The 25,875-nt window shown below is 66.0% G+C and carries 28 protein-coding genes; 15 read left to right on the top strand and 13 right to left on the bottom strand.

Annotation, left to right across the window (positions count from 1 at the left end):
• Positions 1-10: 10 nt before the first annotated feature.
• The 3 genes from ACP3TD_RS17780 to ACP3TD_RS17790 are packed head-to-tail and all read right to left on the bottom strand — an operon-like array spanning position 11 to position 1,144.
• Entirely contained in the window at positions 11-628 is a 618-nt protein-coding gene (locus ACP3TD_RS17780; protein WP_426764303.1) for a class I SAM-dependent methyltransferase, read from the bottom strand.
• Complete coding sequence (locus ACP3TD_RS17785; protein WP_426764304.1) at positions 606-833, bottom strand: hypothetical protein; 228 nt, start codon at positions 831-833, stop codon at positions 606-608. Before ACP3TD_RS17785 ends, ACP3TD_RS17780 begins: the two co-directional genes overlap by 23 nt.
• Positions 830-1,144: a hypothetical protein gene (locus ACP3TD_RS17790; protein WP_426764305.1), complete on the bottom strand. Its 315-nt coding sequence runs from the start codon at positions 1,142-1,144 to the stop codon at positions 830-832. Before ACP3TD_RS17790 ends, ACP3TD_RS17785 begins: the two co-directional genes overlap by 4 nt.
• 153 nt (positions 1,145-1,297) lie before the next feature.
• Here ACP3TD_RS17790 and ACP3TD_RS17795 point away from each other — a divergent pair, with 153 nt between their 5' ends.
• Positions 1,298-1,726, top strand: coding sequence for a VOC family protein (locus ACP3TD_RS17795; RefSeq protein ID WP_426764306.1), 429 nt, complete (start codon positions 1,298-1,300; stop codon positions 1,724-1,726).
• A gap of 28 nt (positions 1,727-1,754) precedes the next feature.
• Here the strand turns inward: ACP3TD_RS17795 and ACP3TD_RS17800 are convergent, their stop codons facing one another.
• A complete protein-coding gene (locus tag ACP3TD_RS17800) occupies positions 1,755-2,051 on the bottom strand; it encodes a hypothetical protein (RefSeq protein ID WP_426764307.1) in 297 nt (98 codons plus the stop codon).
• Positions 2,052-2,145: 94 nt separating this feature from the next.
• On the opposite strand from ACP3TD_RS17800, the gene ACP3TD_RS17805 reads away from it, so the two are divergent.
• A complete protein-coding gene (locus ACP3TD_RS17805) occupies positions 2,146-2,505 on the top strand; it encodes a VOC family protein (RefSeq protein ID WP_426764308.1) in 360 nt (119 codons plus the stop codon).
• Positions 2,506-2,553: 48 nt separating this feature from the next.
• Here ACP3TD_RS17805 and ACP3TD_RS17810 read toward each other — a convergent pair whose 3' ends face one another.
• A complete protein-coding gene (locus ACP3TD_RS17810; protein WP_426764309.1) occupies positions 2,554-3,279 on the bottom strand; it encodes a GOLPH3/VPS74 family protein in 726 nt (241 codons plus the stop codon).
• A gap of 143 nt (positions 3,280-3,422) precedes the next feature.
• Between ACP3TD_RS17810 and ACP3TD_RS17815 the strand changes: the two genes are divergently transcribed.
• The gene (locus tag ACP3TD_RS17815) at positions 3,423-3,956 is read left to right on the top strand and encodes a GNAT family N-acetyltransferase (protein WP_426764310.1); all 534 of its coding nucleotides are present in this window, start codon (positions 3,423-3,425) and stop codon (positions 3,954-3,956) included.
• Positions 3,957-4,371: 415 nt separating this feature from the next.
• Here the strand turns inward: ACP3TD_RS17815 and ACP3TD_RS17820 are convergent, their stop codons facing one another.
• The 6 genes from ACP3TD_RS17820 to ACP3TD_RS17845 all read right to left on the bottom strand — a co-directional run bounded on the left by ACP3TD_RS17820 (position 4,372) and on the right by ACP3TD_RS17845 (position 9,912).
• Positions 4,372-5,049: an AAA family ATPase gene (locus ACP3TD_RS17820; RefSeq protein ID WP_426764311.1), complete on the bottom strand. Its 678-nt coding sequence runs from the start codon at positions 5,047-5,049 to the stop codon at positions 4,372-4,374.
• 92 nt (positions 5,050-5,141) lie between these two features.
• Complete coding sequence (locus ACP3TD_RS17825; protein ID WP_426767287.1) at positions 5,142-5,846, bottom strand: hypothetical protein; 705 nt, start codon at positions 5,844-5,846, stop codon at positions 5,142-5,144.
• A 378-nt stretch (positions 5,847-6,224) separates the two neighbouring features.
• Positions 6,225-7,871 (bottom strand): DUF222 domain-containing protein, encoded by a 1,647-nt coding sequence (locus tag ACP3TD_RS17830; RefSeq protein ID WP_426764312.1) that lies wholly within the window; start codon positions 7,869-7,871, stop codon positions 6,225-6,227.
• A gap of 46 nt (positions 7,872-7,917) precedes the next feature.
• Positions 7,918-8,262 carry a DUF3846 domain-containing protein gene (locus ACP3TD_RS17835; RefSeq protein WP_426764313.1) on the bottom strand — a complete coding sequence of 115 codons (345 nt, stop codon included), beginning with the start codon at positions 8,260-8,262 and terminating at the stop codon, positions 7,918-7,920.
• Between the two features lie 190 nt (positions 8,263-8,452).
• Positions 8,453-8,851: a hypothetical protein gene (locus tag ACP3TD_RS17840; RefSeq protein ID WP_426764314.1), complete on the bottom strand. Its 399-nt coding sequence runs from the start codon at positions 8,849-8,851 to the stop codon at positions 8,453-8,455.
• A 65-nt stretch (positions 8,852-8,916) separates the two neighbouring features.
• On the bottom strand, positions 8,917-9,912 hold the full coding sequence (locus tag ACP3TD_RS17845) for a patatin-like phospholipase family protein (RefSeq protein ID WP_426764315.1): 996 nt from the start codon (positions 9,910-9,912) through the stop codon (positions 8,917-8,919).
• A gap of 439 nt (positions 9,913-10,351) precedes the next feature.
• Between ACP3TD_RS17845 and ACP3TD_RS17850 the strand changes: the two genes are divergently transcribed.
• From ACP3TD_RS17850 to ACP3TD_RS17880, 7 genes are all read left to right on the top strand, one after another.
• A complete protein-coding gene (locus ACP3TD_RS17850) occupies positions 10,352-11,251 on the top strand; it encodes a MurR/RpiR family transcriptional regulator (protein WP_426764316.1) in 900 nt (299 codons plus the stop codon).
• Between the two features lie 105 nt (positions 11,252-11,356).
• Positions 11,357-12,322, top strand: a complete 966-nt coding sequence (locus ACP3TD_RS17855) for an NAD(P)-dependent oxidoreductase (protein WP_426764317.1) — start codon at positions 11,357-11,359, stop codon at positions 12,320-12,322.
• 91 nt (positions 12,323-12,413) lie between these two features.
• The gene (locus ACP3TD_RS17860; protein WP_426764318.1) at positions 12,414-13,961 is read left to right on the top strand and encodes an aldehyde dehydrogenase family protein; all 1,548 of its coding nucleotides are present in this window, start codon (positions 12,414-12,416) and stop codon (positions 13,959-13,961) included.
• A gap of 9 nt (positions 13,962-13,970) precedes the next feature.
• Positions 13,971-15,272, top strand: a complete 1,302-nt coding sequence (locus tag ACP3TD_RS17865; protein WP_426764319.1) for a M20 family metallopeptidase — start codon at positions 13,971-13,973, stop codon at positions 15,270-15,272.
• Complete coding sequence (locus ACP3TD_RS17870; protein ID WP_091723243.1) at positions 15,269-16,645, top strand: DUF3100 domain-containing protein; 1,377 nt, start codon at positions 15,269-15,271, stop codon at positions 16,643-16,645. The genes ACP3TD_RS17865 and ACP3TD_RS17870 overlap by 4 nt, the downstream gene beginning before the upstream one ends.
• Before the next feature lie 185 nt (positions 16,646-16,830).
• Complete coding sequence (locus tag ACP3TD_RS17875; protein ID WP_426764320.1) at positions 16,831-16,992, top strand: hypothetical protein; 162 nt, start codon at positions 16,831-16,833, stop codon at positions 16,990-16,992.
• Between the two features lie 14 nt (positions 16,993-17,006).
• Positions 17,007-17,366 (top strand): flavodoxin domain-containing protein, encoded by a 360-nt coding sequence (locus ACP3TD_RS17880; RefSeq protein ID WP_426764321.1) that lies wholly within the window; start codon positions 17,007-17,009, stop codon positions 17,364-17,366.
• Between the two features lie 37 nt (positions 17,367-17,403).
• Here ACP3TD_RS17880 and ACP3TD_RS17885 read toward each other — a convergent pair whose 3' ends face one another.
• Together ACP3TD_RS17885 and ACP3TD_RS17890 are read right to left on the bottom strand one after the other, a co-directional pair.
• Entirely contained in the window at positions 17,404-18,255 is an 852-nt protein-coding gene (locus ACP3TD_RS17885) for a hypothetical protein (RefSeq protein WP_426764322.1), read from the bottom strand.
• A gap of 19 nt (positions 18,256-18,274) precedes the next feature.
• On the bottom strand, positions 18,275-19,213 hold the full coding sequence (locus ACP3TD_RS17890) for a LysR family transcriptional regulator (RefSeq protein WP_056077908.1): 939 nt from the start codon (positions 19,211-19,213) through the stop codon (positions 18,275-18,277).
• A gap of 242 nt (positions 19,214-19,455) precedes the next feature.
• On the opposite strand from ACP3TD_RS17890, the gene ACP3TD_RS17895 reads away from it, so the two are divergent.
• The 5 genes from ACP3TD_RS17895 to ACP3TD_RS17915 all read left to right on the top strand — a co-directional run bounded on the left by ACP3TD_RS17895 (position 19,456) and on the right by ACP3TD_RS17915 (position 25,856).
• On the top strand, positions 19,456-20,589 hold the full coding sequence (locus tag ACP3TD_RS17895; RefSeq protein ID WP_426764323.1) for a PrpF domain-containing protein: 1,134 nt from the start codon (positions 19,456-19,458) through the stop codon (positions 20,587-20,589).
• Between the two features lie 12 nt (positions 20,590-20,601).
• Positions 20,602-22,059, top strand: a complete 1,458-nt coding sequence (locus tag ACP3TD_RS17900) for an SLC13 family permease (RefSeq protein WP_426764324.1) — start codon at positions 20,602-20,604, stop codon at positions 22,057-22,059.
• 264 nt (positions 22,060-22,323) lie between these two features.
• Entirely contained in the window at positions 22,324-24,153 is a 1,830-nt protein-coding gene (locus tag ACP3TD_RS17905) for a BCCT family transporter (RefSeq protein ID WP_426764325.1), read from the top strand.
• Positions 24,154-24,358: 205 nt separating this feature from the next.
• Positions 24,359-25,477 (top strand): DUF6226 family protein, encoded by a 1,119-nt coding sequence (locus ACP3TD_RS17910; RefSeq protein WP_426764326.1) that lies wholly within the window; start codon positions 24,359-24,361, stop codon positions 25,475-25,477.
• 145 nt (positions 25,478-25,622) lie between these two features.
• On the top strand, positions 25,623-25,856 hold the full coding sequence (locus ACP3TD_RS17915; protein ID WP_426764327.1) for a hypothetical protein: 234 nt from the start codon (positions 25,623-25,625) through the stop codon (positions 25,854-25,856).
• The last annotated feature ends 19 nt before the right edge of the window (positions 25,857-25,875 follow it).

The following is a 25,875-nucleotide window of genomic DNA, read 5'->3' on the forward strand; positions in this document are numbered from 1 at the left end:
AGCCTGGCCCTCAGTGCCGGAGCCAGGCGCTGATTGCCGCGTGCGGCCGGACACCCGCTTCGGTGCGCCTCGTTACGGAAACGACGTCAAACCCCGCGTCCCGGAGACGTTCTTCAAGGCCGGCGGCCGGCCAGAAGTAGGCAGGGGCCACGGCGTGCGGGAACTCTTCCACCCGGGCGCCTTCGAAGAACCCGAGAAGGAGGGCTCCGCCGGGCGCCAGCTTTCCGGCCAATTCTTCGAGGACGTGGGGCATGTCCGCCGGTTCGGTGTGGATCAGGGAATACCAGCACAGGATGCCGGCCGCGGAACCAGCGGCAACAGGGAGGTCCTTGAACCCTGCAACCCGGAAGGCGGCATTCGGGAACCGCGCGTGTGCGTGCTCCACAAACTCCGGGACCGGGTCGAAGCCGTGCACGTGCTTGCCCTGGTCCGCCAGGAAACTGCTCCACTGGCCGGGTCCGCAGCCCACGTCCAGCACGTGCCCCGTCAGCGGTTCAGCCCATTCCGCGATGAGCGTCCTGTCCTCAGGATGGGTGAATTCCAGCGATCCGAACCTGGAAATGTACTCGGCCGCGCGTGCCGCATAGGCGGCCCGGACCTGGCCGTCAGTCCCGGGGCGCCCGTGCACGGCTTCTGGTTGCGAAAAAGCCCGGCAGGCTGACCATGAACGCGGCGACGCCGAAGCCCAGCAGGATGGTGAAAGAGAGCCCGCCTTCCCTGATGCCGTGTTCATCGGCAACCAGGGCGAAGTTCCAGGTTGCGACGGCGCCGCACACCATCAGCGTGGCGCTGGCCACCAGGGCAAGCGCCCAAAAGTCAGTGCGGCGTGTCATCGATTCGTCGTCCGCCCGCGCCGCCGGCCACTCCGATAACCGGCCCAGAAAGCGAGGACCAGCAGGCCCAGCACCGCGATGCCCAACCCGATCTGCGTCCCCTGGGTAACGAACGTCATGCCGGATCCGCTGAAGGTGTCGTTGCTTAGCGGCGAGTAGGCGAACCAGCCAAAGCTGGCGTTCGCCTGCTGGTTCCACGCGACAATGCACCCCACGAGCAGCGCGGCGAGGCCGAGGAAAGGCACCACGACGGCACTGAGTCCGGTGCGTTTGGACGGTTTTCGCTGTTCAGGTATTTCGTTGTCCCCCATGCCTGCGAGTCTAGCCGTGGGCGCGGACCGCCCTTCCCGGCTCAGCCCTCCCGGTCTAGGCTGGGCGGATGCCCGGCGTAAGGGCTACACCCGCAGCCGGCACCCGGATGAAATTCCGGAACAGCCCGATTCCGCAGAACCCGAGGATGGATGATGATCAATACCCCTTCGCAGGACACAGTTCGCACGCCAGGGCCCCAGGTCTATGTCAGCTTTCCCGGAACAGCGCGGGAAGCCCTGAGCTTCTACCGCGATGTCTTCGGCGGTGAACTTGCCCTGCACACTTACCAGGACTTCAGCAGGAGCGACGGCTCCCCGGACGCCATCGCCCACGGAACGCTCACCGGCGTCGTGGCGCTAGGGGGCTCGGACGCGGCGGCCGGCGAGGCGAGCGTCCGCACCGAAGGCGTCATGCTCTCGTTGCTGGGGACGGCGGAACCGTCAGTGCTGCACGAATGGTTCCGCAGGCTCTCCGACGGCGGCACCGTGGTTGATTCCCTCGCGCCAAAACCGTGGGGCGCTTCGGACGGCCAGGTCATCGACCGGCACGGGCTCCACTGGCTGATCGGGTACGAGGACTAGCGGCGGAATCAGCTGCGGCGGAGATGTTCTACCGGCCAGGCCGCCGGCCCACCCTGAAACCGGCCCAGAACGCCAGCACCAGCAGGCCCACGACGGCGACGGCCAGGCCCGCCTGCGTTCCTTCGGTAATGAGGTCCGCGCCGACGCCGGTGAACGGCCTGTTGCTGTTCGGCGCATAGGCGAAAGAGAAGGACGCGTTCCGGTTCAGCCAGGCGGTCAGGCACCCCGCCAGTACCACGGCAACGGCCAGCGAAGGTACGACGGCGGCACGCCACTTTGTGCGTTTGGACGGCATGCGGTCTTCAGGTGTGTTGTGCTCCCCCATGGAGGCGAGTCTAGCGGGGCGCACCCGTCCCACCAGCGCGAAAGGCTCATGCGAGGCCCTGACAGGCAGCATGGGACGGGTCTAGGCTGGGCGGATGTTGACCATCGGCACCATCGTCCTCGGCGTCAACAACGTCGCCGCCGCTACCGACTTCTGGAACTCAGCCCTCGGCTACGTCCCGCGGGAACCCGGTGACGACACGTGGGTAACCCTCGCGCCGCCGTCGGGCCCTGGCGCGTTGCTCTCGCTCATGCGGAGCGAAACCCCTGTCCAGGACCGCCCGCGGATCCACCTGGACCTGTATGCGGAGGACCAGGGTGCCGAGGTGGAGCGTCTCGTCTCGATTGGCGCCCGGCGCGTGGACTGGGATCTCTACCCGGAGGACCCCGACTTCATCGTCCTTGAGGATCCCGACGGAAACCGGTTCTGCGTCATCGACAAGAGCGACGGCTGAGTATGGCCGCCTTACGCGGTTCTTGCTCCGGTGCCGTCCTCCGCGGTCTTAGAGCATTGCGGTTTCCTCCTCCGCCAGCCGGATGAGCCGCAACTCGTCCTCAACGGCGCGCGCCGGCCAGTAGTCCTTGGCCAAACCGCTCGCCCAGTTCCTGTCAGCGTCCGGGAACAGCTTGTGCAGTAGACCTGCTGCCTCAAGCAGGGCGATGAGGGCCAGGGTCCTCGTCTTCTGTGCCCCCGTTGCTGGATTGTTGGATTGTGTCGCCGACTCCTCCGCTGCGCCGTCGGCCGGTGACTCAGGCACCACGGTGGCAGGGGTGGCTCCGCTGAGTGCTGACTTGATCCTGTTGAGGAGAGCCGCCTCGGGTTCGTGGTCTTTTTCCGGATAACGCACCGGCCGGAAGCGCGCGAGGTGCCTCTCCCCCAGGTGTTCCACAAGGCCGAGGGCCGCCATGCCCTCGTAGATCCGGTGAACCTGGGCACGGCCTTCCATGATGGAAACCCATCGGGCGGGAGTATGGGGGCGGGACTTTCCGCGGATCAGTTCCAGTTCAGGTGCAAGGTCGTCCCTGGCGGCCGATCCAGTGGCCCGGATGTGCTTGCCCTGCGGCTCGATCGCGCCGACCAGGTCCAGCTCGGCCAGGATTGCGCCGGCCACCGTGGTCCTGAGGGCGAACAGAGGCACTTCGGGTTTTCCGTCTTTGTCATTCGTTGCCAGCAGCAGGAATTGCTGGGGCAGGTTGAGGTTCACCGCAGCCGGTGCTTCAGCGTTCATACGGCCATGGTGGACCTGCTGGGCCGTCCTAACAACGGCCTTTCGTACCTATCTGCTCCAAAAGAAGCATCCAGCCGGCGGTTGGGTTTAGTTGGTGGCTGCCGGGTCCGGACGGGCAGCCACCAGCCGGTAAATTTGAGTGAATGATCGATATTGACCGGGACGATCCCGTACGCGGTGATGTCCACCAGCTCCTGAGCGAACATCTGGCGGACATGTTCGCCACTTCGCCTGCTGAGAGCGTGCACGCCCTGGACCACTCTGCCTTGTCCGTGCCCTCGATCACTTTCTGGACAGCGCGCGAGGACGGCGAGCTTTTGGGGTGCGGCGCCCTCAAGCTTCATGATCCCGAGCCCGGGCGTGATGTCGAAGCTTTAGAGACTCACGGCGCCGCAGCTCGCGGAACCGAACTTCACGGCGCTGGCCGGCTCGGCGAGATCAAGTCCATGCGCACGGCAGCGGCGGCGCGTGGGCGCGGGGTGGCCAGCCTCATGCTGAAGCACATCATCGGCCACGCCAGGGCCCAGGAGCTCGAGCGCGTCTGCCTGGAGACCGGAACCGAGGATTACTTCGCTCCTGCCCGGCGGCTCTACGCTCGCCACGGTTTCACGGAATGCGCGCCTTTTGCCGGCTACGTCCTGGACCGGAACAGCGTCTTCATGGAGCTGCGCCTCTAGCCGTTGCTGCAGCCAAGGCTGACGGGCGTACAACGCTTCAATCCAGGCGTTACGCATGGGTGAGCTGAACGCAGCGCGCTCATTCCGGCTGCCTCGTCCGCCCTCTGACTGCCGCATAACCAAGCATTCTGTTACTTTCCACTTATGGGGATGCCGAACAAGGTCTTGAGGTCGCTGAGCATTTTTCTCGCTGGGTTTGTGACGTGAGCGTTGCTCTGGCAAGCTCTTGGGGCGGTCCAAGCGTTGCTCGTCGGGGCTGTGATCGCTGTTGTGGTTGCCCTTTTATTCCACTGGGTTGCGGCAAGGCGTTAAAGATTGGTGCAGGCTTCTTGACTTCTCGCTGGCTGCCGAAAGCAGTTCGGGAATCCATAGGTGAAGCAACCGCTGCCATCTCCGGCCAGGCTTTTGCAGCCGGCTACGAGCGGCGCGTCGGGAAGCTGTCCAACCAGGCGAGAATCCGAGCCGCTGCCTCCTGCGGTGCAAGGCCGCCGTTGTCCAGCCGCATATGCCGGTGTTCAGCCAGAAGAGCGGTTGCTGGCAAAGATTTATCCAAACTGACATCGAGGTCAGTATTCATAAGAAAACGCTCCATTTCGCGAACATTCGTGTCAGACCACTCCACGTTTCTCTTCGATCGCTTCTCAGCCAGTCGCAGCTCGGTTCGATTCCGTTGTAGCCGCGTATCCAGATCTGCCGCCAGTTCGACGAACGCTACCTCTGCACCCTTTTCGACATAAGGGCGGATGTATTTCCTAAGCTCGTCGGCGTCTGTCTGCAGCTCAAGGCCCCAGACAAATGTGAACAGCAAGTCGGTGCCCGAAAGGGCTGCCTCCTGGACGACTGCCGCGCGCCAATCGCCAAGAAGCCGAGTAAACGGTGGCGTCCCGTAGTTGAACACCTCAAGTAGAGGCTCGATAAGCGCGTGATTATGGAACAAACGAAACTCGCTTTGCCGAGCGACCTCGCGTCCAACGGTCATCTTTCCCACAGCAGGCGGACCAAAAATCACGAGCAGGCGCATGGAGCAACTCTGCCACAGGGAATCGTTGGCAATCCCGCGCTCAAGTGCGCCGGCCAGTAGATCGTCGACCACGCGTTTGGTCCCATAACCGGCGGCCCACCGGACGCTTCAAGCGCGGGTTTAAGGATCCTTTATCGTGCGACGGTTAGGGGAGCGCTATCGCATCAGCTGGTCACTTGTCGGAGCTTGAACGCGATCGAGTCGAAAACGGTGCGTGCCTCTCGTACCAGCTCCGGATTGACCGATTCGTGGAATTGGACCATCCAGAACATAGCTCGCTGGCCGTGCAGGTTGACCACCCGGTAGGTCTCGCGCTCAGCGACGCTCGAGTACCAGCGGGTGCATAGGTTCGAATAATCTGAGTGAACGCAAAACTGACCGTTGTCGCAGGCTTTGATGTCCACGTCGCCCTCGACGGAGAGGTCGAATTCGACGCCGGAGTAATCTCCCACCGCGACCTCGGCGGGAGGGGTGCTCGCCGTTGACGTCTGCGCCGTCAACGCGTCGACGAACGCCTTGGCCGACGGATCGACCTCGACGAGCGCGCCCTGCCACGCGCATGCGTCCTTCGGCACATGGTCGGAGTGCCACCAGCCCACGAAGACCGCCCTTTCACCCGGGTGATCCGGGTCGTCCTTGCGCAGCCCGTCGCCGTCTTCACTCACCCAGCCATCTGGGACGGTGATCTCGAAATTCTCGGCGAAGCTGGTGACGACGTATTTACCGGCGTCGATGTCGCCGCTGTCCGGCAGCGGTGGGATCGTGGGCAGCGCTGGCGCCGTGCGGACCTCTGTAGACGGTGCGGGGGATGGCGCCTCGGCGGGGGTGCACGCCGAAAGGCCGAAGCAGACGGACAAGACTGATGTCATGGAGATGAAATGGCGTAGCAGCGCACGCATGGCGGCCTCCAACAACAAACCTTATGCTGCGGACGTTACGCCCAGCCAACACTGACGGCAAGAGACGCCAGAGGTCAACGCACCCGCAGTTTGGATAACAGGAAACGGACGGTGCGTTCCGCCGCCGGCTACTGTGGTCATCCCCGCTGGTTCGCCAGAGTCTTAGCCCCCATGCGTTTGAAGGGGCGCTCTCTGAACTGTGGACAACAGAGGATTGGGTGCCCCAGTGGGGATCCCCCACCGGACGCAAGCGTGTCACGAGACAACTGCGTAGAACGCGCCTCTACTTCCCCGGAATCCGCGAGTGCAAGTAAAGGCGACTTGTGAATGACAGTTTAGCTATAAGCGCTAGGCAGCGAGGTACGCAATGAGGGCATCCTCCAGCGGGCTGACATCCCCGGCGTCACGGCCAACTCGATCGGGAGTTTCGCCGTCAATGTGTGGAGGCATGGCCGAATCCCCGGCAAGAAGCGCGAGTGGCAGCCGTGGTGACACCCAGTCCGGTTGTTCCGCCGGATAGTGGCGACCTGTGGGTGAGGTCCAGCCCGGCGGTTCATTCTTGCTGGCGGGGCTGGGGGTCCACGTGGTCTGGTGCTTGAGCCTGTGGTGTTTGGGGCACAACTGTGCCAAATTATCGACTCCCGTTGCCCCGCCGTGCTGCCATGCCGTGAGATGGTCGTTCTCGTTGTCCGGCGTGTGATTGCTGCAGCCCGGGAAGGTGCACTTGCCATCCCGCATCCTCAACCAGCGCTTCAAACTCTCAGGGAGCCGGTAGTTCGTCCTGCCGATCTCCAGCGGCGCCCCATCCCGGGGGTCCACCAGAACCCGGTAAAACGACCCAGCTCCCTCGGCAACGATCCTCCGTGCCACCGACGCAGGGACAGGCCCGAAACCGTCCACCTCCCCCGGCTCGTCCGTGGCGCCAAACAGTGAGAAAGCGGGGACGGTAACCAAAATGTCAGCCTTCGGCGCTGGAAGCTTTTCCAGGTCCTGCCCGACACATCCAAGGAGCAGGTTGGCGCTGACGTCTGCCCTACGCTGACTCAGCGTGCGCGGGTCATCGGGGCTCTGCAAACCGCGTGCGATGGAGGTGGCCTTGTTCCAGATTGCGCAGGCGGTTTCACCGGGAAGTATGAGGCAGATCTGGGCCATCCCGTCAGCCAAGGGCCGGTACTCCATGCGACGATCGGCCATACTCACGGCACGCCGCAACTCCAGCGAATCGGGATACTGGCGCTCACGCCAGGCCCGGACCTTCCTGCGGAAGCGCGACGGCACCAGCTCCCCGGGAGCGGCACCACGGGCAGCATGGGGCGCATCCGGATCGAAGAAGTGTGCTTCCAATGCTTTGACCCGCGCAGGTTCCAGACCCGCTGTTTCATCAGCGAGAATCCGTGCATGCTGCCACGAGATGGCGCCCGCCTGCAGCTCGTCCAATGCCGCAGGTAAAGTGCTCGTCAACGCACACGCTTCACCCAGAAAGGCGGAGGCCGCACCCTCGCCGACGGTGAGTACACATGCGACCTCCGCCACTAAGGACTTCTCACGCGCCGAAGCCTCATAGGCATCGGCGGCAGGGCCCTCGATCTGGGCTGACGCCTCAGCGTAGGCGGCTACCAGCCGGACCTTCGCAGCCGCCGTGGCAGCTTCGACCCGGGCCAGCACTTCCAGTCCTGCCAAGCACGATTCGGCCAACTCCCCCAACGGATCAGCAGAGATGGGAGCCCCGCTACGGCATACGCCATGGCTACCGATTCCGTGGCTGCGGGCGTTATCGCTGGCGCCGCCGCTACGGGCATTGCGGTGGGCGCTATTGCCTCTCGAATCGCGGCCGGTGCCATCGCCGCGGTCAGTGTGGCCCCAGCTGTCATTGCCTGGTGCCGCCAGGGGACCACGCACAACACAGGCAAGTTCATCAACCAACCCGGCCACCGATGCAACGGCAGCGGCCACCCTGGCCTTGCCTCCCGCACCCGTGACCGCTCCGGTTTCCATAACTGAAGCATGGCAGGAGGGTCTGACATTCGGAGTGGCTGCTCGGCTAGGCGGCGAGCGGCATATCGAACAGCTGCTCCGCCAGCCTGATCAGGTGGCGGGGAGCGTCTGCGTCCTCCAAAGGTTCTGTGTGGCCAAGGAACGTGACGGTCCCGTGGATAGTGCTCTCCACGTCCACTCCGGCCTCGCGGAGAAGGACCTCCGCCCGCACATTGTGGAAGACCCGGCCCGACTCATTGCTCAGGTAAGCGCGCCAGTCCTGTCCCGCCAGCACCGCAACTTCCCCCGCTGCTACACGCTGCTGGGAAGCGGCGTCCAACTGCAAGGACCGGATGTGGACGGGGTGGTTGAGCCTGGCGGGGATCACCAGGGCGTTGAGGAGGGTGTTCATGATTTGTGTCTTTCGTCCGTGCGCTGGGCGACGTTCACCCGGCGCCATAAGCCGATCGATTGGCGCTGTGAGCCATAGGCCGGACGTTGAGCGCTGGGCGTCGGGTCCGGGCGCCGAACCGCAGTTGCCGCACAATGACGCGGGCGGCCGGACGGGGCTAGGAGTTCCCCATCCAGCCGCCCGCGGGCTCTTAGCGCTGGTTCTTGCGCGGCTTTGCGAAATTCAGTTCACTGTTTTCGTGCCTGGCCTTTTTATCGGCCCGTTTTTCCAGAATCGACTTGCCCGCTTTTTTCGCAGCGCCGCCTTTGGAGGATTTTCCGGACATCGGAATCACGCCTTTCTGTGCTTGCGTTAACCGATACCATACCCACTTTTTATTTTTATGCCAGTCCTGCCGGGAAGCACCCGCCGTTGAAGGGCATCCCTGCGAAACCGGGCAAGCAGGCGTGACCAAGGCGGTCAACCCGGCTGACTTCCTTCCACCGAGAAGCGTCTTCCAGGTCTTTTTCTGTAAGCGTCGGATTACAGAAAAAGACCGGCATCGCCTTGGCTTTTCCGGATTCTCCAGAAATAGCACAAATTGGGTCATGGAAAACCAGGACCACCCCCAGTTTTTACACCCCGAAAAACCCAACCCGGACGTTTTCCAGAGAGTCAGCGCCAGAATTCGACAAGTTCCTCGGCGAGGCCCAGTCCCTGCTGATATCCAGCGCGGGCCGCGGCCGGCCGCAGCGACACATCCATTGCATTGGCGCCGAACAGGTGCTCATAGGCGCTGCCCGGGAAGACCGTCTCCACCCTGCTGCCGCCGGCACGCAACCCGCTGACCTGCGCTGCGAGATGCATCCCCCAGTCAGCGGGCGTCCGCGACCTGCCGCTAAATGGAGAGAGGATGAGCACGCGCGCATATCCTGCTGCCAGGTCGGCGTTTTCGGCGTTTGCGCGGTAGCCGCCGTCGATATAGGCACCCCCGCCGGCGCTGTACGCGAACCCGCTGGCGCAACTGGCGGCCACTGCGTCCACGAGGTCCACCCCGCTGTCGCGGTCGAACACAACGGGCTGGCCCGTTGTGGCGTCCACCGCCGTGATGAGCGTGTACGGGTCCGGCCACTGCTGGTGCGGCAACCTCGAAGCCACAGTGGCCCGCCAGCGGCCCGAGGGATCATAGTCGGCAGCCAGGTCTCGCGCCGCGGCGCCCATTTTGCGGCGCATGTCGGCCGCGTCCACGGACGCCGCGATGATCCTGCCCGTTCGCTCCAGGTGGTTCACCGCCCCGCCAGCCGGTGACGGCCGCTGGGTACCCATACCCGGACTGGCGACGCCGGCCTGAGGCCGGGATCCTGCATCCACCATCCCAGAAGTTGCACCGCCCGCCGCTGGTCCAGGTAAGGCAGGACGCTCAGGTACCGTGTACGACGCCGACCTGCGGCTTAGGGCCGGAGCGTCAAGGATGGCGGTCAGCAGCTCAGCCGGGGTTGCGCCCGAGATTTGGGCCGCCGCGGTCGAGCCGGCCGATGTCCCAATGACAAGGTCGGCGTCGGTGACATCCAGCCCGGCCCCGGACAAACCGGCGATAACGCCGATCAGCCACGCATTGCCGGTTGAACCGCCGCCACCCAGGACCAAAGCCCTCTCACCGGACCGGGGCATCCGTGGGGTGGCATCAATGCCCGCGGTAGAAGACGCAGTTAAAGGAGGTGCTGAAGTAGACACCGAAGAGGCCGCCGAAGCCGCATCAAAAGGTAAGAAAGAAGGTGAAGACATGGGAGTCGCCTTTCGCGAATTGCCTGGTGGGGCGCTCCCGGCGGCGGCTAGCTCAGCCGCGTGATCGGGGACCGCCGGGGAGCACCCATTACGGATACAGCGTTCATGGGTCTCACCTCCTGCGGTCGGGTCACGATCACCGGAATCGTTGCACAACATCGCGCCGCCGCGCAATGGCCAAGGTTTTACATCCCCGAAACGAAAACACCTAGCCGCAATCAAAATTGCAGAGTACATTTGATGCAATTGCGTTTGCAGAGTGATCTACGGCACAGCCGGCCACAGGGGCCAGCACAACAAATAAGCGTTACAGGACGGGTACATCTTGAACACCAACGCCATCAGCGAGAATGCCGCTACGGGAGAGGCCGGCGAGGCTGGCACCTCGTCGGGCGCCTGGCTGGGCGACGCGCTGCCGGATGTTCCGCTCACCAAGGCCCAGAGCCGCGTGGTGGAGATCATCACCCGCAACCCCCAGCTCTCCTCCTACGCGGACATCGCCGAGATCGCCCAGCGCGCGGACGTGAACAATTCCTCCGTGGTGCGCACGGCGCAGCACCTCGGCTACCGCGGCTGGCCGGACCTGCAGCGCGAACTCCGCTCCCGCTACCTCGTGATGATCTCCACCGAGGACACCCTCACCGAGCACGGCGAACACCGCAGCCCCCTCCGTGAGGCCATCACGCACGACATCGAAAACCTGCGCCTGACACTGGATTCCAATACCTCCGAGGAAGCCGAGGCGGCCATCGCGGCGATGGCCGCAGCCAAGTCCATCACCGTCGTAGGGATCGGTTCGTTCGCCGGGCCGGCCGGCGTCATGGCCCACCTCGGCTCCACCATGGGCTACCCCATCTCGCTGGAAAACCGAGCCGGCGTCCACCTGGCCTCCAGCACCAACAGCCTGGGCCCCGGCGACGTGCTGGTGGTCATCAACATGTGGCGCTCGGTGAAGCACATCATCATCGCCGCCGAAGCCGCCAAGCAGGCCGGCGCCACTGTCATCGCCATCAGCGACCTGCGCCGCGGCCGCCTGGCCACCGCCGCCGACCACCTGCTGGTGGTCGCCTCCGAAGGCATCTCCTTCTTCCAGTCGGTCACCGCCGCCAACTCCCTGGTCTACGGCCTGCTCGCCGGCATGGAAGCCGCCCACCCGGAACGCAGCCGGGCCGCCATCCGCCGCACCCAGCAGCTCTGGAAAGACCTGGACATCTACCTCGACTAAGCACCCTGAACTAAACACCGCAGGTCGGCAACGCCCGGGTAAAAACCCTCCGCGCCGATCCGCGCCAGCAGCCAACAACCGCCACCGGCACTCAGGAGTACCCGCATGAACGAGCCACAAAACCGCCGCATCGCCGTCATCGGCCTAGGCGCCATGGGCGGAGCCATGGCCGCCACCCTGCACAAAGCCGGCTGGGAAGTCACCGGCTTCGACCCCTCGGACGCAGCCCGCGCAGCGGCAGCAAGCACCGGCATCAGCACCACTGACAACCTCGCCGCCGTTGCCGGGACACCCTATGCAGTGCTCTCCCTCCCCGCAGCCAGCATCGTGGAAACCACGGTGCCGCAGCTCCTCGCCGTCCCGGGCACCGTGGCAATCGTGGACACCACCACGTCCGAGCCGGCCACCAGCAAACACATGGCCGAACTCGCCGAAGCACAGGGCGCCGCCTTCATCGATGCACCGGTTTCGGGAGGTCGCGACGGCGCCGCAACAGGCACGCTGAGCGCGTTCGTGGGTGCCACGGACGCCGCCCTGGCCGCCGCAGAGCCGGTCCTGCTCGCCCTCACCGGCGGGAACTACAGCCACATCGGCGGTCCGGGCAGCGGCAACGTGGTCAAACTCCTCAACAACGTCCTGGCAGCCGCAAACCTCGCCTCCGTGGGCGAAGCGCTGGGCGTGGCCAAGGCTTACGGCATCGACCCAGCGACGGCGGCCGCCAGCATCAGCGGCGCGTCCGGCGGCAGCAAGGTCTCAGCCAACATGTACCCCAACTGGGTGCTCACCGGCACCCACGATTCCGGCTTCTCCATGGGCCTGATGGCCCGGGATGCGTCCCTCGCCGTGGACATCGCGGAGCAGATCGGTGAGAAGCCGGCGCTGCTGGCCACGGTGGCCAACCAGTGGCAGGACGCCCTGGCAGTGCTCGGTCCCAAAGCCGACTTCACCGAGATCGCCCGCACCGTGGCACCTGCCGTCACCCCCGCCGGCGCACCAGGCACAAACGGCGCACCAGCCACAGGAACAAAAACCAGTACAGCCACCCCCGAAACCACCTCCCCCGCGGCCTGAGTCACCGCCTGAAATACCGGTCCGAAAGACCAGGCCTCCGGCCCCGCAGCCAACAGCCCCCAAAGCGCTAATTTTCGAAGGACACAGCATCTTGAGCATCACCACAGCACCAACATCCTCCTCGGCGGCCACCGCCAAGGCAGTCCTGGACGCCGCCTTCCCCAACGGCCTCGGCGCGTTCGTGGCCGGCCGCGTTGCCACCGGCCGCGGCGACGCCATCACCCTCACCGCCGCCGCCACGGGAGAACCCTTCGCCACCTACGCGGACCCCGGCGTCGAGGGCGCCAACGCCATCTTGGAAAGTTCGACGGCGGGCGCCAAAGTGTGGGGCGCACTGAACGGTTTCGAGCGGGCCGCCATCCTCCGCAACGTCAGCCGCGCGGTGGAACAGCACGCCGAAGAACTGGCCATCCTGGAATCCGCCACCACCGGCAAACCCATCCGCGACGCCCGCGTCGAAGCCGCCAAGGTGGCTGAAATGTTCGGCTACTACGCCGGCTGGGCGGACAAGCTCACCGGCCAGACCATCCCCGTCCCGGGTAACTGGCACACCTACACCGAGCGCGTGCCGTGGGGCGTCGTGGTCGCCATCACCCCGTGGAACGCACCCCTGTTCACGGCCGGCTGGAACTCCGCCGCCCCGCTGGCCGCAGGCAACGCCGTGATCATCAAGCCCAGTGAGTTCACTCCGGCGTCGTCCGTCCGTTTGGCCCAAATCGCCTACGGGGCAGGCCTTCCGGAAGGCGTCTTCAACGTGGCCGCCGGGCTGGGACAGACTGTGGGCGCAGCCCTCACCACTGACCGGCGCGTGGGCAAGGTCAGCTTCATCGGATCCGTTCCCACGGGCCGCCGCGTGGCCGTCGCCGCAGCCCAGGCAGGAATCCCGGCGCTGCTGGAGCTCGGCGGCAAGAGCGCCAACATCGTGTTCGCCGACGCCGACCTGGAGCGCGCTGCCGAAGGCGCCATCTCAGCCATCTTCTCCGGCGCAGGCCAGTCCTGCGTGGCCGGGTCCCGGCTGCTGGTGGAACGCAGCGTGCACGCGCGGTTCGTGGAAATGGTGGCCGCGAAGGCCGCCCTGCTCCGCGTGGGCGATCCCCTGAGCGCGGACACCGAGGTGGGCCCCATCATCACGCCGCAGCAGTTTGCCACGGTCACCAGCCTGATCGAGGCGGGAGTGGACGACGGCGGCCGTCGCCTTACCGGGGCAACGTTGCCGGAGTCGTTGAGCGGCTCGGCGCTGAAGGGCGGCCACTGGGTGATGCCCACGCTCCTGGATGGCGTCACCCCGGCGAACCGCCTGGAAACCACGGAGGTCTTCGGGCCGGTGGTGGGCGCCGACGCGTTCGACACCGAAGCCGAGGCCATCGCCCGCGCCAACAACACCAACTTCGGCCTGGCCGGCGCGGTGTGGACCTCGGACGTCTCCCGCGCCCACCACGTGGCCCGCGAGGTCAAGGCCGGGACGTTCTGGATCAACGCCTACAAGACCATCCACGTGGCCGTGCCGTTCGGCGGCTTCGGCGACTCCGGCCACGGCCGTTCCTCAGGCCCGGGCGTGCTGGACGAATACACGCAGGCCAAGGCCATCTGGGTGCCCACCCGGGCGGCAGGCTCCCCGTTCCCGTCGCTGTCCTACTAGGAGGCCCCCATGGAAACCACCGAAACCGCCGGCACTGAGCCCACGAGCACAGAACCCACCGGCACTGACTCAACCGGCACTGACCCTACCCCGGCGGCGGGCGCCCTTCGCGCGGCCCTGGCGGACGGCGTCGAACGCTGGAAGCCCCAAGTGGAGGCGCTGGCCCGGAACATCCACGGCTACAAGGAAATCTCCTTCGAGGAAGTCCAGTCAGCGGAAGCCATCAGCGCGCTGCTGGAGGATGGCGGCTTCACCGTGGAGCGCGGAACGTCCGGGCTGCCCACGGCCTTCACCGCGAGCGCCGGCAGCGGCGACCTCACCGTCGCGCTGTGCGTGGAGTACGACGCATTGCCGGGCATCGGCCACGCATGCGGGCACAACCTGATCGCCGGAGCATCGGTGGCCGCGGCACTGGCCCTGCGGCCGTATGTGGACGAGCTCGGCATCACGCTCAAGGCCATCGGCACCCCGGCGGAGGAGCACGGCGGCGGCAAGGCGCTGATGCTGGAGCGGGGCGCGTTCGACGGCGTGGGGCTGGCTTTGATGGTCCACCCCGTCCAGGACGGGCTCACCTACAACCCGGCCGGGACCAGCGCCCAGGCCGTGGGCCGGTACAAGGCGACGTTCACCGGCAAGGCAGCCCACGCAGCAGCTGCCCCGCACCAGGGCGTAAACGCAGCCGACGCGGCAGTCCTCAGCCAGGTGGCCATCGGCCTGCTCCGCCAGCAGATCCCAAGCGACCACCGGATCGCCTGCTACGTGGCCGAGGCCGGGCACGTCACCAACATCATTCCGGAGAAGGCCGTGGTGGAGTTCGAGTGCCGCGCCTTCACCCTGCCGGAGTTCCATGCCCTGCTGGAACGCGTCCGCCGCTGCTTCGAGGGCGCCGCGGTTGCCACCGGAACCACGCTGGAGTATGAGGACACCGAGCCGTTGTACGAACCGCTGCTCCAGGACGACGACCTCGCGGCGCACTGGACCTCCGCGATGGACGCGTTCGGCAAGGACACGTCCCGGTCCTCCGGCCTCAGCGGCGGGTCCACGGACATGGGCAACATTTCCCAGGTCATCCCGTCCCTGCACCCGTGGCTGAGCATTCCGGGCGCGGACGTCCCCATCCATTCGCATGCGTTCGCCGCCCTGGCGGACACTCCCCCGGCGTACGGCGTGATGTTCGAGGCAGGCACTGCCCTGGCCTGGACCGTCGCCGCCGCTGCCTCAACCCCCACCCAACGGAATCGCTTCACCCAGGCGGCGTACCGCCGTCGTACTTCCCCCCAGGAAGCTTTCACCCAGGAAGGCGCATCATGAGCACTGCCAAAACAGCCCGGACCGATAAGGCCGGCACCAGGCTGACCATCCCCATCGCCGCCCTGGCGTTCGTCATCGCCCTGGCCGTCCAGTTCATCGGGCAGGCCAAGATCGATCTTGGAATCGGCGCCATCATCATCTTCCCCATGGTGTGGGGCCTGATCCTCGGCCTGCTGGTCTCCGTCCAGAAGTTCAAGCCGCTGGGCATCGACCTGCAGCGGGTGGCCGCCGCCCTGGTGGGCGTGGCGGTGCTGCTGTTGGTGGCGCGGCTCGCGTTCAACATCGGACCCAGCCTGCCCACCCTGCTGAAGGCGGGCCCGGCGCTGCTGCTGCAGGAAGTGGGCCACCTGCTGGGCACCATCGTGCTGGCGCTGCCCCTGGCCGTGCTGCTGCGCATGGGCAAAGCCACCGTAGGTGCCACGTTTTCGCTGGACCGCGAACCGTCCTTCGCCATGGTCTCCGAGAAGTACGGGCCGGACTCGGACCAGTACCGCGGCGTGCTGGCCATGTACGTGTTCGGGACGCTGTTCGGCGCCGTGTTCATCACGCTGCTGACCTCGCTGGTGGCCAACTGGAAGATCTTCGATCCGCTGGCCCTGGCCATGGGCGCCGGCGTGGGGTCCGGGTCCATGATGGCCGCCTCGGTGGCGAGCATCACCGCTGCCTACCCGGGCGACCAGGAAGCAGTGCTGGGCATGGCCGCCGTATCCAACCTGATCACCACCGTGCTGGGCGTCTATGTGGGCATCTACATTGCGCTGCCGCTGGCGGACAAGTTCTACCGGGCGCTGACCCGCAAGCAGGAAAGCCGGCAGGCAGTGGCAGCCGGTGCCGCCGGCCCCACCGCAGGGCCCAGCGCGGCCGACCTCGAGCGTGAGGCAGCACAGGCCGAAGAAAACCGGCTGTTCCGCGAGCGCGTGGCCGAATCGTCCGCGGCGATCAAGCTGCCGCTGTGGCTTTCGCTGTCCGTGCTGACGGTGCTCGGCATCGGCACGGCGTCGGTGGCGGCCAAGGGCTTCAGCCTCAGCATTGTGGGCGGCTACGCCGTGATGCTGGCGCTGGTGCTGGTCAGCATCGTCCTGGCGAAACTGACCCGGAAGATCTCGGCGATCGTCTTCATCACCACCATCGGCGCCTACATTTCCAGCCCGTGGTTCTTCGGGGCCGAGCCGCTGAACGCCGCGGTCAAGACCGTGGACTTCCTCTCCATCGCCACGGTGATGCTCACGCTGGCCGGCCTGTCCCTGGGCAAGGACATCCCGCTGCTGAAGAACATCGGCTGGAAGATCATCCCGGTGGGCCTGGTGGCCATCACGGCCTCGTTCCTGCTCTCCACGGTGATCGCCGAGTTCGCCCTGGGGCTCTGGCACTGACACACGCACGGCCCTGGCGGCACCCAACAGGAGCGGACGACGGCGGGGGCATCCCGGCGTCGTCCGCTTCCGTTTGGTGGTGCGTCCGGAAAGCTGTGCGCGCCGGGGACGTTCGGCCCTACGTCCTCGGGGCGGGGCTTGGCAGAGTGGATTTGACGGGCATGGGCAGCTTGAGGAGGCCGGCGATGAGCAGGATCTATATTCCCTACGGGACCACCGAGGGGCAGACGGCGAGGATCGCCGAGTTCATCGCGGACGTATTCCAGGCGCACGGCCATGACGCCACAGCTGCGGACATCAAGGACGCCGGCGATGCATCCCTGACGGGTACGACGCTGTCCTGGTAGGGGCCTCCGTCCACGTGGGCAAGCACGAGAAGTACGTTGGGGACTTCGTCCGGAAGAACCGCGGCACCCTGGAGCGGCTGCCGTCCGCGCTGTTCTCGGTGAGCATGGCGGCGCACGGCGACACCGAAGGCGCCGGGGGCTACGTAGGGAAATTCGAGGATGAAACCGGCTGGCGGCCCGCGCAGGTGGGGCTGTTCAGCGGCGCCATCCCCTACACCCACTACGGGTTCGTCAAACGCCTCATCATGAAGCGGATCGCCAGCAGCCAGGGCTCACCAGACACGGACACGTCCCGCGACTACGTCTACACGGAGTGGGACGGCGTGAAGCATTTCGCGGAGGACTTCCTGGCAAGGCTCCAGCCAGGGAGCTGACGCCCTGGGCAGCGTCGGGCGGACTACCGGGGGATTCCTACCGCGCTGCGGGCTCCGAAGCCTGGTCCTTCGGCGCGCTCAGCTTCGCCTGTTTCGCCTTGGGACGGCGCTTCCGCCTCCGCCGGCGTTGGCCGGGGACGACGAACGGCGGCCGGGGCGCACCCAGCCTCGGCCCGGACCAGTAGCGCCCGCCGATCAGGATGCCGGCGAGGACGCCGTACGCCCACGCGGCCGGCATCCCCAACTGGCCGCTGGCGCCAGCAAGGAAGATCAGAACGAAGAAGACCACCGGAATCACCAGCAGGAGCCCGTTCCTGATGCCAAGGGGAGGCGGGAACCGGAAAAGCGCCCAGCCCGCCAAGGTGGCCGCGGCCAGAACGGCAACGCTGGCCGGTGTCGGTGAGAGCAGCAGCAGTTGGACAGTTCCCATCGCCAAAAGCACCGCCGCACAGGCGGCATTGATGAGCGCGAGCCGCCATCCGCCGTCGTACGTGCCGTCGTGCCTGAGGACGCGCTTGCGCGGCTGCCGGAACTCCGCGCCCGTCCCACGCCCTGACCAGACGTGGCCGCCGATGATGCCGCCCACCAGGAACCCGGCAAACCACGGCGCCGACGCCGGGATGGCCAGCCGGTCCGATACGTCGATTGAAATCAGGGTGAAGTAGTTCAGCAGGAGGGTCCACTGCATCACCACGAAAGCCCTGACAGACTGCGAGACCACGCGGTACAGCACGAACGCGTAGACCGCGCCGATCGAGAGGAACGGCAGGGTCTGCAGTATCCTGCCTCCGGCCAGCCACGCGAACACTCCGAGCAACACAGCGATCAGGGTGCCGTAGAAAATCCGCCCGGCCCACACGTCGTTCTTCAGTAAATCCCTAACCCCCACAAGTCCAAGGGTAGGCGACCTAGAGGTAGTCGCCGGCCCGTTCGCGGGCGATCTCCAGCAGCGTGGTCTGGAAAGCCACTTCGGCCGGCGCGTAGACCTTGTCCTGGCGCTGGGCGAGCAGGACGCGGCGCAGCGGCGCTTCGTCGCCGAGGCTGAGCACGCGGACGTCCGGGTGTTGAAGCGCGACGGCGGTTTTGGGCACCATGGCCACGCCCATCCCCACGCTCACCATGGCCTGGGCCTCCTGGTAGTCGTTGGCGAGGAACCCGATGGCCGGTTCGAACCCGGCGTCGTGCGCGGAACGTTGCAGGACCTCCACCACCGGGTGCGCCTCCGCACGGACGATCCAGGACTCGTTGCGCAGGTCCTCCATACTCACCTGTTCTTTACCGGCCAGCGGGTGGCTGGCCGCCACCAGGATGACGGTGCTCTCGCGGAACACCTCGGTGACCCGGATGGAATCGTTCTGGAACCTGTTCCACGGGTAGTCCCAGAGCAGGCAGAGGCCCGTCACCCCGGACTGCAGGTCTGCCACGAGCTCGTCGAAGCGGGCGCTCCGCAGCGACAGGCTGATGGCCGGGTACCGCTTCTTGAAGGCGCGGATGACGATCGGCAGGAAGGACCCTGCCAGCGTGGGGAACGTGCCCACCGTCAGGGCACCCCGCTTGAGGCCGGCGATCTGGTCCAGGTCTGACTGGGCCGCCTTCATCTGGCGCAGGATCTGGCGGGCGTGTCCGGCCAGCACCTGGCCCGCTTCGGTGGGCACCACCCCGCGGGAGCGGCGGGTCAGCAAGGGCTGCCCCACTTCCTGCTCCAGCTTGCGCAATTGCTGGGACACCGCGGACGGCGAATACATCATCAGGTCCGCCGCTGCGGTGATGGAACCCTGCTCCACCACCTCCAGGAGCACTGCCAGGCGGCGTACATCGAAAAGTTGCGCCTCGTCGTCGTGAAGCATTGCTTTACCCCTTGGCGGAATTGGTTAAAACGGTTCATGCGGAGCTGGTTCCTTGCGCTGCCAACGGCCCGCCCTGCACCGTGCGCTGCCGATTACCGACGCTGAGCATTTGAAAGCGCAGTGATTGAAGCAATGCTACATCCCCCTTCAATTATTGAACATTGTCTTAACTTGTGATCCGGATCAATCTTTTATCAGGGCCCCTCGAAGTAACCGAGGCAATGAGGAGATGTGAAAGACCAATGAAGATCGAAGCAGAGTGGATGCGCGGAGGCACCAGCAAATGCTGGGTGTTTGAAGCCGGCCATTTGGGCGAGGACACCAGCCTGGACTCGCTGCTCCCCCGTGTATTCGGCAGCCCGGACTCGCGGCAGATCGACGGCGTGGGCGGAGCAACCTCCACCACCAGCAAAGCCATGATCCTGCACCGTCCGGACAACGAGGACATCGACGTCGACTTCACGTTCGCCCAGGTGGGCATTGAAGAGGCGGCCGTGGACTGGGGCAGCAACTGCGGCAACTGCTCGGCAGTGGTGGGCCTCTACGCCATCGAAAAGGGATGGGTGGTCCCTACCGGCGACGTCACCAGGATTGTCACCCGCAACACCAATACCGGCCAGGTCATTGTCCAGCGGGTAGCCACCCCCGCCGGCGCCCTGCCCATCGTCCCCGACGCGCAGATGCCGGGCGTTCCGTTCCCCGGCTACCGCGTGGGGCTCGGCTTCCAGGATCCCGCCGGGAAAACCACCGGTGCCCTGCTGCCCACCGGATCCGCCACGGACACCATCACCGCCGGCGGAACCCGCTGGACGGTCTCGATGGTGGACGCTGGCGCCCCCGTGGTGATCGTCCGCGCCGAGGACCTCGGCCTGGACCCCGCCCGGTACGAAAGCTGGCTGCCCGGCGTCGAACTTCAACTCGACACCCTGGACCAGATCCGCCGCCAGGCCGCCGTCCGCATGGGCCTGGCCGCCACCACGGCGAGCGCGGCGCGGGCCATCCCGAAGCTCGCCATCGCCGCAGCCCCGGCTCCGGCAGGCGCATCTTCGGCAGGAACAGAAGCCAGCGATCTCAACGTCATGATGCTGTCGATGGGGCGCCCCCACCCGGCGCTGGCCATCACCGGCAGCATCGCCCTGACCCTGGCAGCCCGCACGCCGGGCACCGTCCTGCACCAGATGACAGGCGGCACCCAGGGTGCCGCGCTGAAGCTGCGGACCCCCGCCGGGGTCCTCGAAACCTGGACCGAAGAGAACGACGGCGGAGTGCTCGTCGGCGTCGACCGCACGGCCCGGACCATCGCCACCACCGTTATCCACCTCCCCGAGGCCCTCGGCAACGCTGCCGCAGAAGCCCTCGCGGGAGCCACTCGATGAGGAGTACCCGCCATGACTAACACTGTGCAGCAGCCCACCGAAACCGTTGAGGAAACCCGGGACCAACAGTCCCCGGACCAGCGGTCACCGCGCCCCAACCGCCGCCGCCGTATCCTGCTGATGGCGGTCGTAAGCATCACCCTCCTGGGTGCGCTTGCCCTGTTCCTGGCGGGAGGCGTCTTCAACCAGGCGCCAACCGCAGGATCGGAGCCGAGCATGACCGCAGTACAGATCATCCCGCTGATCATCCTGGTGGTGATGTTCGTCGTCGCCACCAAGTGGCCGCTGAACATCGGCGTGATGGGGCTGGTGGCGTCCTTCGGCGTCGGCTATTTCATGCTCGGCATGGATGACAAGGAAATCCTGGCGGACTTCCCCGCCAACATCGTCATCACCATCATCGGCGTCACCTACTTCTTCAGCATGGCGCAGCGCAACGGCACCATCGACATCATTGTGCAGACCTGCGTCCGCCTGGTCCGGGGCAAGACGCTCCTGCTCCCCTGGGTGTTCTTCCTGATGGCCGCAGCCCTGACCTCGCTGGGCACCTTCTCCCCCGCCGCAGTCGCCCTCCTGGCACCCGCTGCCATCGGCCTTGCCTACGAGTCCCGCATCCACCCGGTAGTGATGGGCGCGTTCCTCATCAACGGCGCCCACGCCGGCGGCTTCTCCCCTCTCTCCGTTGCAGGTGTGCTGGTGCACGACATCGCCGTGAAGAACGGCTTCCCCATCTCGCAGGGCGCACTCTTCACCGCCAGCTTCGCGATCAACCTGATCCTCTCCGTGCTGACCGTGGTGCTGTTCGCCCTGCTGGGCAAGCTGCGCGAAGGCGACGGCCAGCACGCCGACCTCGAAACCGGCAGCACCGGCCGCCCGCACGGCCAGCAGATCCTGACCCTGGTGCTGATTGTTGCCATGCTGGTCTGCGCGCTGGGCTTCCATCTGCCCATCGGCTTCGTGGCCCTCTCCGCCGGCCTCCTGCTGGCCCTGGTGAACATCAAGGAACACCAGACCTTCATCGGCGGGGTCTCCTGGTCCACCGTCCTGCTGGTGGCCGGCATGATCACCTACATCTCCCTCCTGCAGCACGTTGGCGTCATCGATACCCTCGCCGAAATGGCGCTGGCCCTGGGCGCACCGCTGGTGGTGGCACTGGTCCTCTGCTACGTGATCGGCGTCGGCTCGGCCTTCGCATCCTCCACGGCACTGCTCACCGCATTCATCCCGCTGGCCGGGCCGCTGCTGGCCACCAGCTCGCTGAGCGCCTCCGGCACGGTGGCCGCACTCGCCATCGCCGCCACCGTGGTGGACGTTTCCCCCTTCTCCACCGACGGCGCCCTGGTGGTGGCCAACGCCCGTGAGGACGACCGCCAGCGCGTGTACAAGCAGCTGATGATGTACGCCGGCGGCGTGGTGCTGGTTGCCCCCGCACTGGCCTGGGTCCTGCTGGTTCCCACCGGCATCATGTAAGCCCGGATGCCGCTCCCGCACTCCCTTCGCAACAGGAACCCCGAAAGTCGGGCGCAGGAGCGCGCATCCGTCAGTCAAAAGGCAGGACCCGCCACGGGTCCTGCCTTTTGGCATGTGGGCAAGACCACGCCCGCTCCCAGCCGACTCTCAGGATCAGTACAGTTGAAGGCAACACCCCTAAAACCAGACAGACAAGACCGATAAAAGAAGTGTCCGAAAAGCAGTCTGAGCGTTTTGCAGAAAGCGCATAAGGAGAAACTGGGAATGTCCGCCGAACCAGGCACCGGGACCATCAGCAAACCACCACGGGAATCACCGCCCGATTCCACCAAAGGGGCTTCAAATCCGCCTCTAGCAACAAAGTCCACTGTGACCCGCTGGGTCTTCTGGCCCGCAGCGGCCATCATCGTGGTATTCGTTCTCTTCGCCACCATCTTCCCCGCCGCCGCCACGGAATTGTTCACCAGCATCCAGGGCAACGTCATCAAGTGGTTCGGCTGGTACTACGTGGCGGCGATTGCGCTCTTCGTGGTCTTCGCCCTCTGGATCGGCCTGAGTCGCTACGGCGACATCAAGCTGGGCAAGGACGAGGACGAACCCGAATTCTCCATCATGTCCTGGTTCGCGCTGCTGTTCGCTGCGGGCATGGGCATTGGGCTCGTTTTCTTCGGGGTGGCCGAACCGCTGAACCACTTCGCGTCTCCCCGGCCGGGTGTTGAAGGCTCACCACTGGTGATCGCCCAGCAGGCCATGACGCAGACGTATCTCCACTGGGGACTCCACGCCTGGGCCATCTACGTGGTGGTGGGCGTGTCCATCGCCTACGCGGTACACCGGCGGAACCGTCCCATTTCCATCCGGTGGACCCTCGAGCCGCTGCTGGGCCGCCGGCGGGTGGCCGGCGGCTGGGGCAACCTGATCGACGTCGTTGCCCTGGTGGGCACGCTTTTCGGCGTGGCCACCTCGCTGGGCCTTGGCGTTTTGCAGATCTCATCTGGCCTTGAACAGGCGAACATTGTCCAGGCGACCACCATGACGCAGATCGGCCTGATCCTGTGCATCATCACGCTGACCATCGTGTCCGTGGTGTCCGGGGTGGGCAAGGGCATGAAATGGCTGTCCAACACCAACCTGATCCTGGCCGCGCTGCTGATGCTGGTGGTGCTGTTCACCGGTCCCACACTGTTCCTGCTGCGCGAGTTCGTCCAGTCCATTGGCAACTACCTGCAGAACGTTGTTGGCCTGACCTTCAACACCCTGGCATTCTCCGGTGCCGAAGGTGAAGCCTGGCAGGCCGCCTGGACCACCTTCTACTGGGGTTGGTGGATCTCTTGGGCGCCCTTCGTTGGCATCTTCATTGCCCGCATTTCGAAGGGCCGCACCGTCCGGCAGTTCGTGGCCGGCGTCCTGCTGGTGCCAACAACAGTGGGCTTCCTGTGGTTCTCGGTGCTGGGCGGCGCGGCTATATACCGCGAGCTCTTCGGCGCCGGAGGCCTGATCGGCGACGACGGCACGGTGGACACCGAGGGAGCACTCTTCAACCTGTTGGGCAGCCTGCCAGGCGGAACTATCCTCACGGTGGGCGCCATCCTGCTGATTGCCATCTTCTTCATTACGTCAGCAGATTCCGGGGCCCTGGTAATGGGCATGATTTCCACCGGCGGGGACGTGGAGCCCAAAAACTGGCTGCGCATTTTCTGGGCGCTGGCCTCCGCGGCCGTTGCCATTGCCCTGCTTCTGGCCAACGGCCTGCAGGCCATCCAGACGGCCGCGATTCTGACGGCGGTGCCGTTCAGTGTGGTCATCATCCTCATGTGCATCTCCACGGCCAAGGCCTTCCACCTGGAGCACGCCACGCTGATGCGGGCGCAGCGCAAGCTGGCCCGCGACCAGATGACCGCCCACGTGACCGAGCACGTGCAGGAGACCATGGCCGACTCGGTCCAGGAGCATTACCAGGAGCACCTGGCAGACCAGGTCCAGGACCAGATCAGCGAAGCCGTTGAGGCCCAGCTGAGCGAGCGGGCGGCCACAGAGGCTTCCGAACCCGGTGCGCCGGGCCGCGAACCCGCCGCCGGGCGCCCGAAACCCTAGCCGGGCTCCGGCAAGCAAGCAGGACAGGAAGCGTACGACGCCGGGTGCCCACCCGGCGTCGTACGCTTCCTTTTTGATGAATGGGGCCGCAGCCCGCAACCGGCGCTGCTCCCAGGGCTGTGGCCTGCTGCCGCTCCGCTAGGATCGCGGCATGGGGTCAGCGGGGGAATTGTTCGAGGGAGAGCCAACAGGATTGCCGGAGCCCATGGCGCGCGGCAGTGCAACCTACCGGCTGGCGCCCGACCCGGCTCCGCCTGTCCGGCACCTTGGTGGCTATGAGCGGTTCGTCGGGTTCTGCACGGACCAGGGCGTCGAGGCCGGGGAGCTTGCCGCGGATCCCACCAGGCTCTTTCGGTTCCTGCGTGACGTCGGCCAGGACATCGCCGCGGACGCAACGCTGAAGAACGCGGCTGGCGTGTTTGCGGGCAACACCCTCGCACGGGCCAGGCCGGATGCGGAATGGACAGCGTACGAGGGCGCGCCCGCCATGGTGGGAACGGACGAGCTGCGGTTCGAAGTTGGCCGCCTGCTCGACGCCCTGCGCGAAGTGGACGAGGCAACGCTCCAGGGCTTCATCACCAAGGTGTCCGAATGGGCCGCGGACCGGCCCGATCCGCCAATGGTGCAGCCGCAGCCGGCATCCCTGCCAGCAGCCCGCGCCTATGTCCGGCCCGCCCTCCCGGAGGATACGTACTACGCGGAAGACGGCTCTGTCATCCCCTACGGCCGGAGGTGGGGCGACGGGCCGCCGGACACGGAACGGTACAGCGTGACCAGCCACACTGAGAGGTTCGCGGGGCTGCACCTGGTGGCCCGCGCCCTCATCGATCACCTGGCGGCCGTGTACGACGTGGAGGTCCGCGAGGACAATGCGCTGACTGCAGACCTGGTGCTGGATGTCCGGGACGTGGTGGCCCCCATCAGGGTCACGCCGCGGGCTTCCGGCGCTGCCCCGCTGACCTTCGTCCTGACCGGTTTCCCGGGAGTTGTGGTCCATGCCGGAGAGCTGCACGACTTCCCTTTTCCCGTGTGTGGCTGCGATTTTCCCGTGTGTGGCTGCGATGCGTGTGATGAGACCGTCCTGACGGAAGCGGGCAGGCTGGAGCGGCTGGTTCTCAGCGTGGCGGCCGGCGGATATGCCGAACGTTACCCGGTGGGACGCCGGCGGTGGCGGGAGTATGCACTGACGGCGTTCGACGGTTCCGGCGCTGAAAGCGGCAAAGGCGAGCCCGGCCCCGTTGACGAAGCCAGGCTCCACGAGGCGGAAATCCGGCTCAGGGACGTCCAGGGCGGCTGGGAACCCTGGCCGCTGCGGCAGCGCTGAGTACCGGGGCACGGCACTGACGGCAAGCGTACGACGGCGGGTGCCCACCCGGCGTCGTACGCTTCCGTTGCGGTGCGTGCGGCCGAAGCCCGCAAACGGCGCACCGCTACACTGGCGGGTACCAGCCATCACAGGGGGAAGTGCAGTGCTGAACAATTTTCGCGAGGCAGCTGAGGCGAGGCGGGCAACTCAGGGCCGCCGGCTGTACGGCTACATCTCCGCAGCCATCCTTGTCGTTTTGATCCTGGCGGTCATTTTCTGGAGCATGCCCCTGTGGCTGTTCACCGCCATCGTGGTGGCCGGGATAGCGCTCGACATCGTCCTGCTCCGCAAGTGGATCAACCAGGACCTTCTCAGCAAATCCAGAACCTGGCAATAGCGCCGGAGTTTTGCTGACC

The organism is Pseudarthrobacter sp. 1G09 (genome assembly GCF_050038305.1).
Classification (GTDB): Bacteria; Actinomycetota; Actinomycetes; order Actinomycetales; family Micrococcaceae; genus Arthrobacter; species Arthrobacter equi.

What these genes read in the sequence shown, in the direction of transcription:
- ACP3TD_RS17785 (WP_426764304.1), bottom strand. Translation starts at nt 833, where the DNA reads ATGACACGCCGCACTGACTTTTGGGCGCTTGCCCTGGTGGCCAGCGCC.
- ACP3TD_RS17790 (WP_426764305.1), bottom strand. Translation starts at nt 1,144, where the DNA reads ATGGGGGACAACGAAATACCTGAACAGCGAAAACCGTCCAAACGCACC.
- ACP3TD_RS17795 (WP_426764306.1), top strand. Translation starts at nt 1,298, where the DNA reads ATGATCAATACCCCTTCGCAGGACACAGTTCGCACGCCAGGGCCCCAG.
- ACP3TD_RS17800 (WP_426764307.1), bottom strand. Translation starts at nt 2,051, where the DNA reads ATGGGGGAGCACAACACACCTGAAGACCGCATGCCGTCCAAACGCACA.
- ACP3TD_RS17805 (WP_426764308.1), top strand. Translation starts at nt 2,146, where the DNA reads ATGTTGACCATCGGCACCATCGTCCTCGGCGTCAACAACGTCGCCGCC.
- ACP3TD_RS17810 (WP_426764309.1), bottom strand. Translation starts at nt 3,279, where the DNA reads ATGAACGCTGAAGCACCGGCTGCGGTGAACCTCAACCTGCCCCAGCAA.
- ACP3TD_RS17815 (WP_426764310.1), top strand. Translation starts at nt 3,423, where the DNA reads ATGATCGATATTGACCGGGACGATCCCGTACGCGGTGATGTCCACCAG.
- ACP3TD_RS17825 (WP_426767287.1), bottom strand. Translation starts at nt 5,846, where the DNA reads ATGACATCAGTCTTGTCCGTCTGCTTCGGCCTTTCGGCGTGCACCCCC.
- ACP3TD_RS17830 (WP_426764312.1), bottom strand. Translation starts at nt 7,871, where the DNA reads ATGGAAACCGGAGCGGTCACGGGTGCGGGAGGCAAGGCCAGGGTGGCC.
- ACP3TD_RS17835 (WP_426764313.1), bottom strand. Translation starts at nt 8,262, where the DNA reads ATGAACACCCTCCTCAACGCCCTGGTGATCCCCGCCAGGCTCAACCAC.
- ACP3TD_RS17840 (WP_426764314.1), bottom strand. Translation starts at nt 8,851, where the DNA reads ATGACCCAATTTGTGCTATTTCTGGAGAATCCGGAAAAGCCAAGGCGA.
- ACP3TD_RS17845 (WP_426764315.1), bottom strand. Translation starts at nt 9,912, where the DNA reads ATGCCCCGGTCCGGTGAGAGGGCTTTGGTCCTGGGTGGCGGCGGTTCA.
- ACP3TD_RS17855 (WP_426764317.1), top strand. Translation starts at nt 11,357, where the DNA reads ATGAACGAGCCACAAAACCGCCGCATCGCCGTCATCGGCCTAGGCGCC.
- ACP3TD_RS17865 (WP_426764319.1), top strand. Translation starts at nt 13,971, where the DNA reads ATGGAAACCACCGAAACCGCCGGCACTGAGCCCACGAGCACAGAACCC.
- ACP3TD_RS17870 (WP_091723243.1), top strand. Translation starts at nt 15,269, where the DNA reads ATGAGCACTGCCAAAACAGCCCGGACCGATAAGGCCGGCACCAGGCTG.
- ACP3TD_RS17875 (WP_426764320.1), top strand. Translation starts at nt 16,831, where the DNA reads ATGAGCAGGATCTATATTCCCTACGGGACCACCGAGGGGCAGACGGCG.
- ACP3TD_RS17890 (WP_056077908.1), bottom strand. Translation starts at nt 19,213, where the DNA reads ATGCTTCACGACGACGAGGCGCAACTTTTCGATGTACGCCGCCTGGCA.
- ACP3TD_RS17895 (WP_426764323.1), top strand. Translation starts at nt 19,456, where the DNA reads ATGAAGATCGAAGCAGAGTGGATGCGCGGAGGCACCAGCAAATGCTGG.
- ACP3TD_RS17900 (WP_426764324.1), top strand. Translation starts at nt 20,602, where the DNA reads ATGACTAACACTGTGCAGCAGCCCACCGAAACCGTTGAGGAAACCCGG.
- ACP3TD_RS17905 (WP_426764325.1), top strand. Translation starts at nt 22,324, where the DNA reads ATGTCCGCCGAACCAGGCACCGGGACCATCAGCAAACCACCACGGGAA.
- ACP3TD_RS17910 (WP_426764326.1), top strand. Translation starts at nt 24,359, where the DNA reads ATGGCGCGCGGCAGTGCAACCTACCGGCTGGCGCCCGACCCGGCTCCG.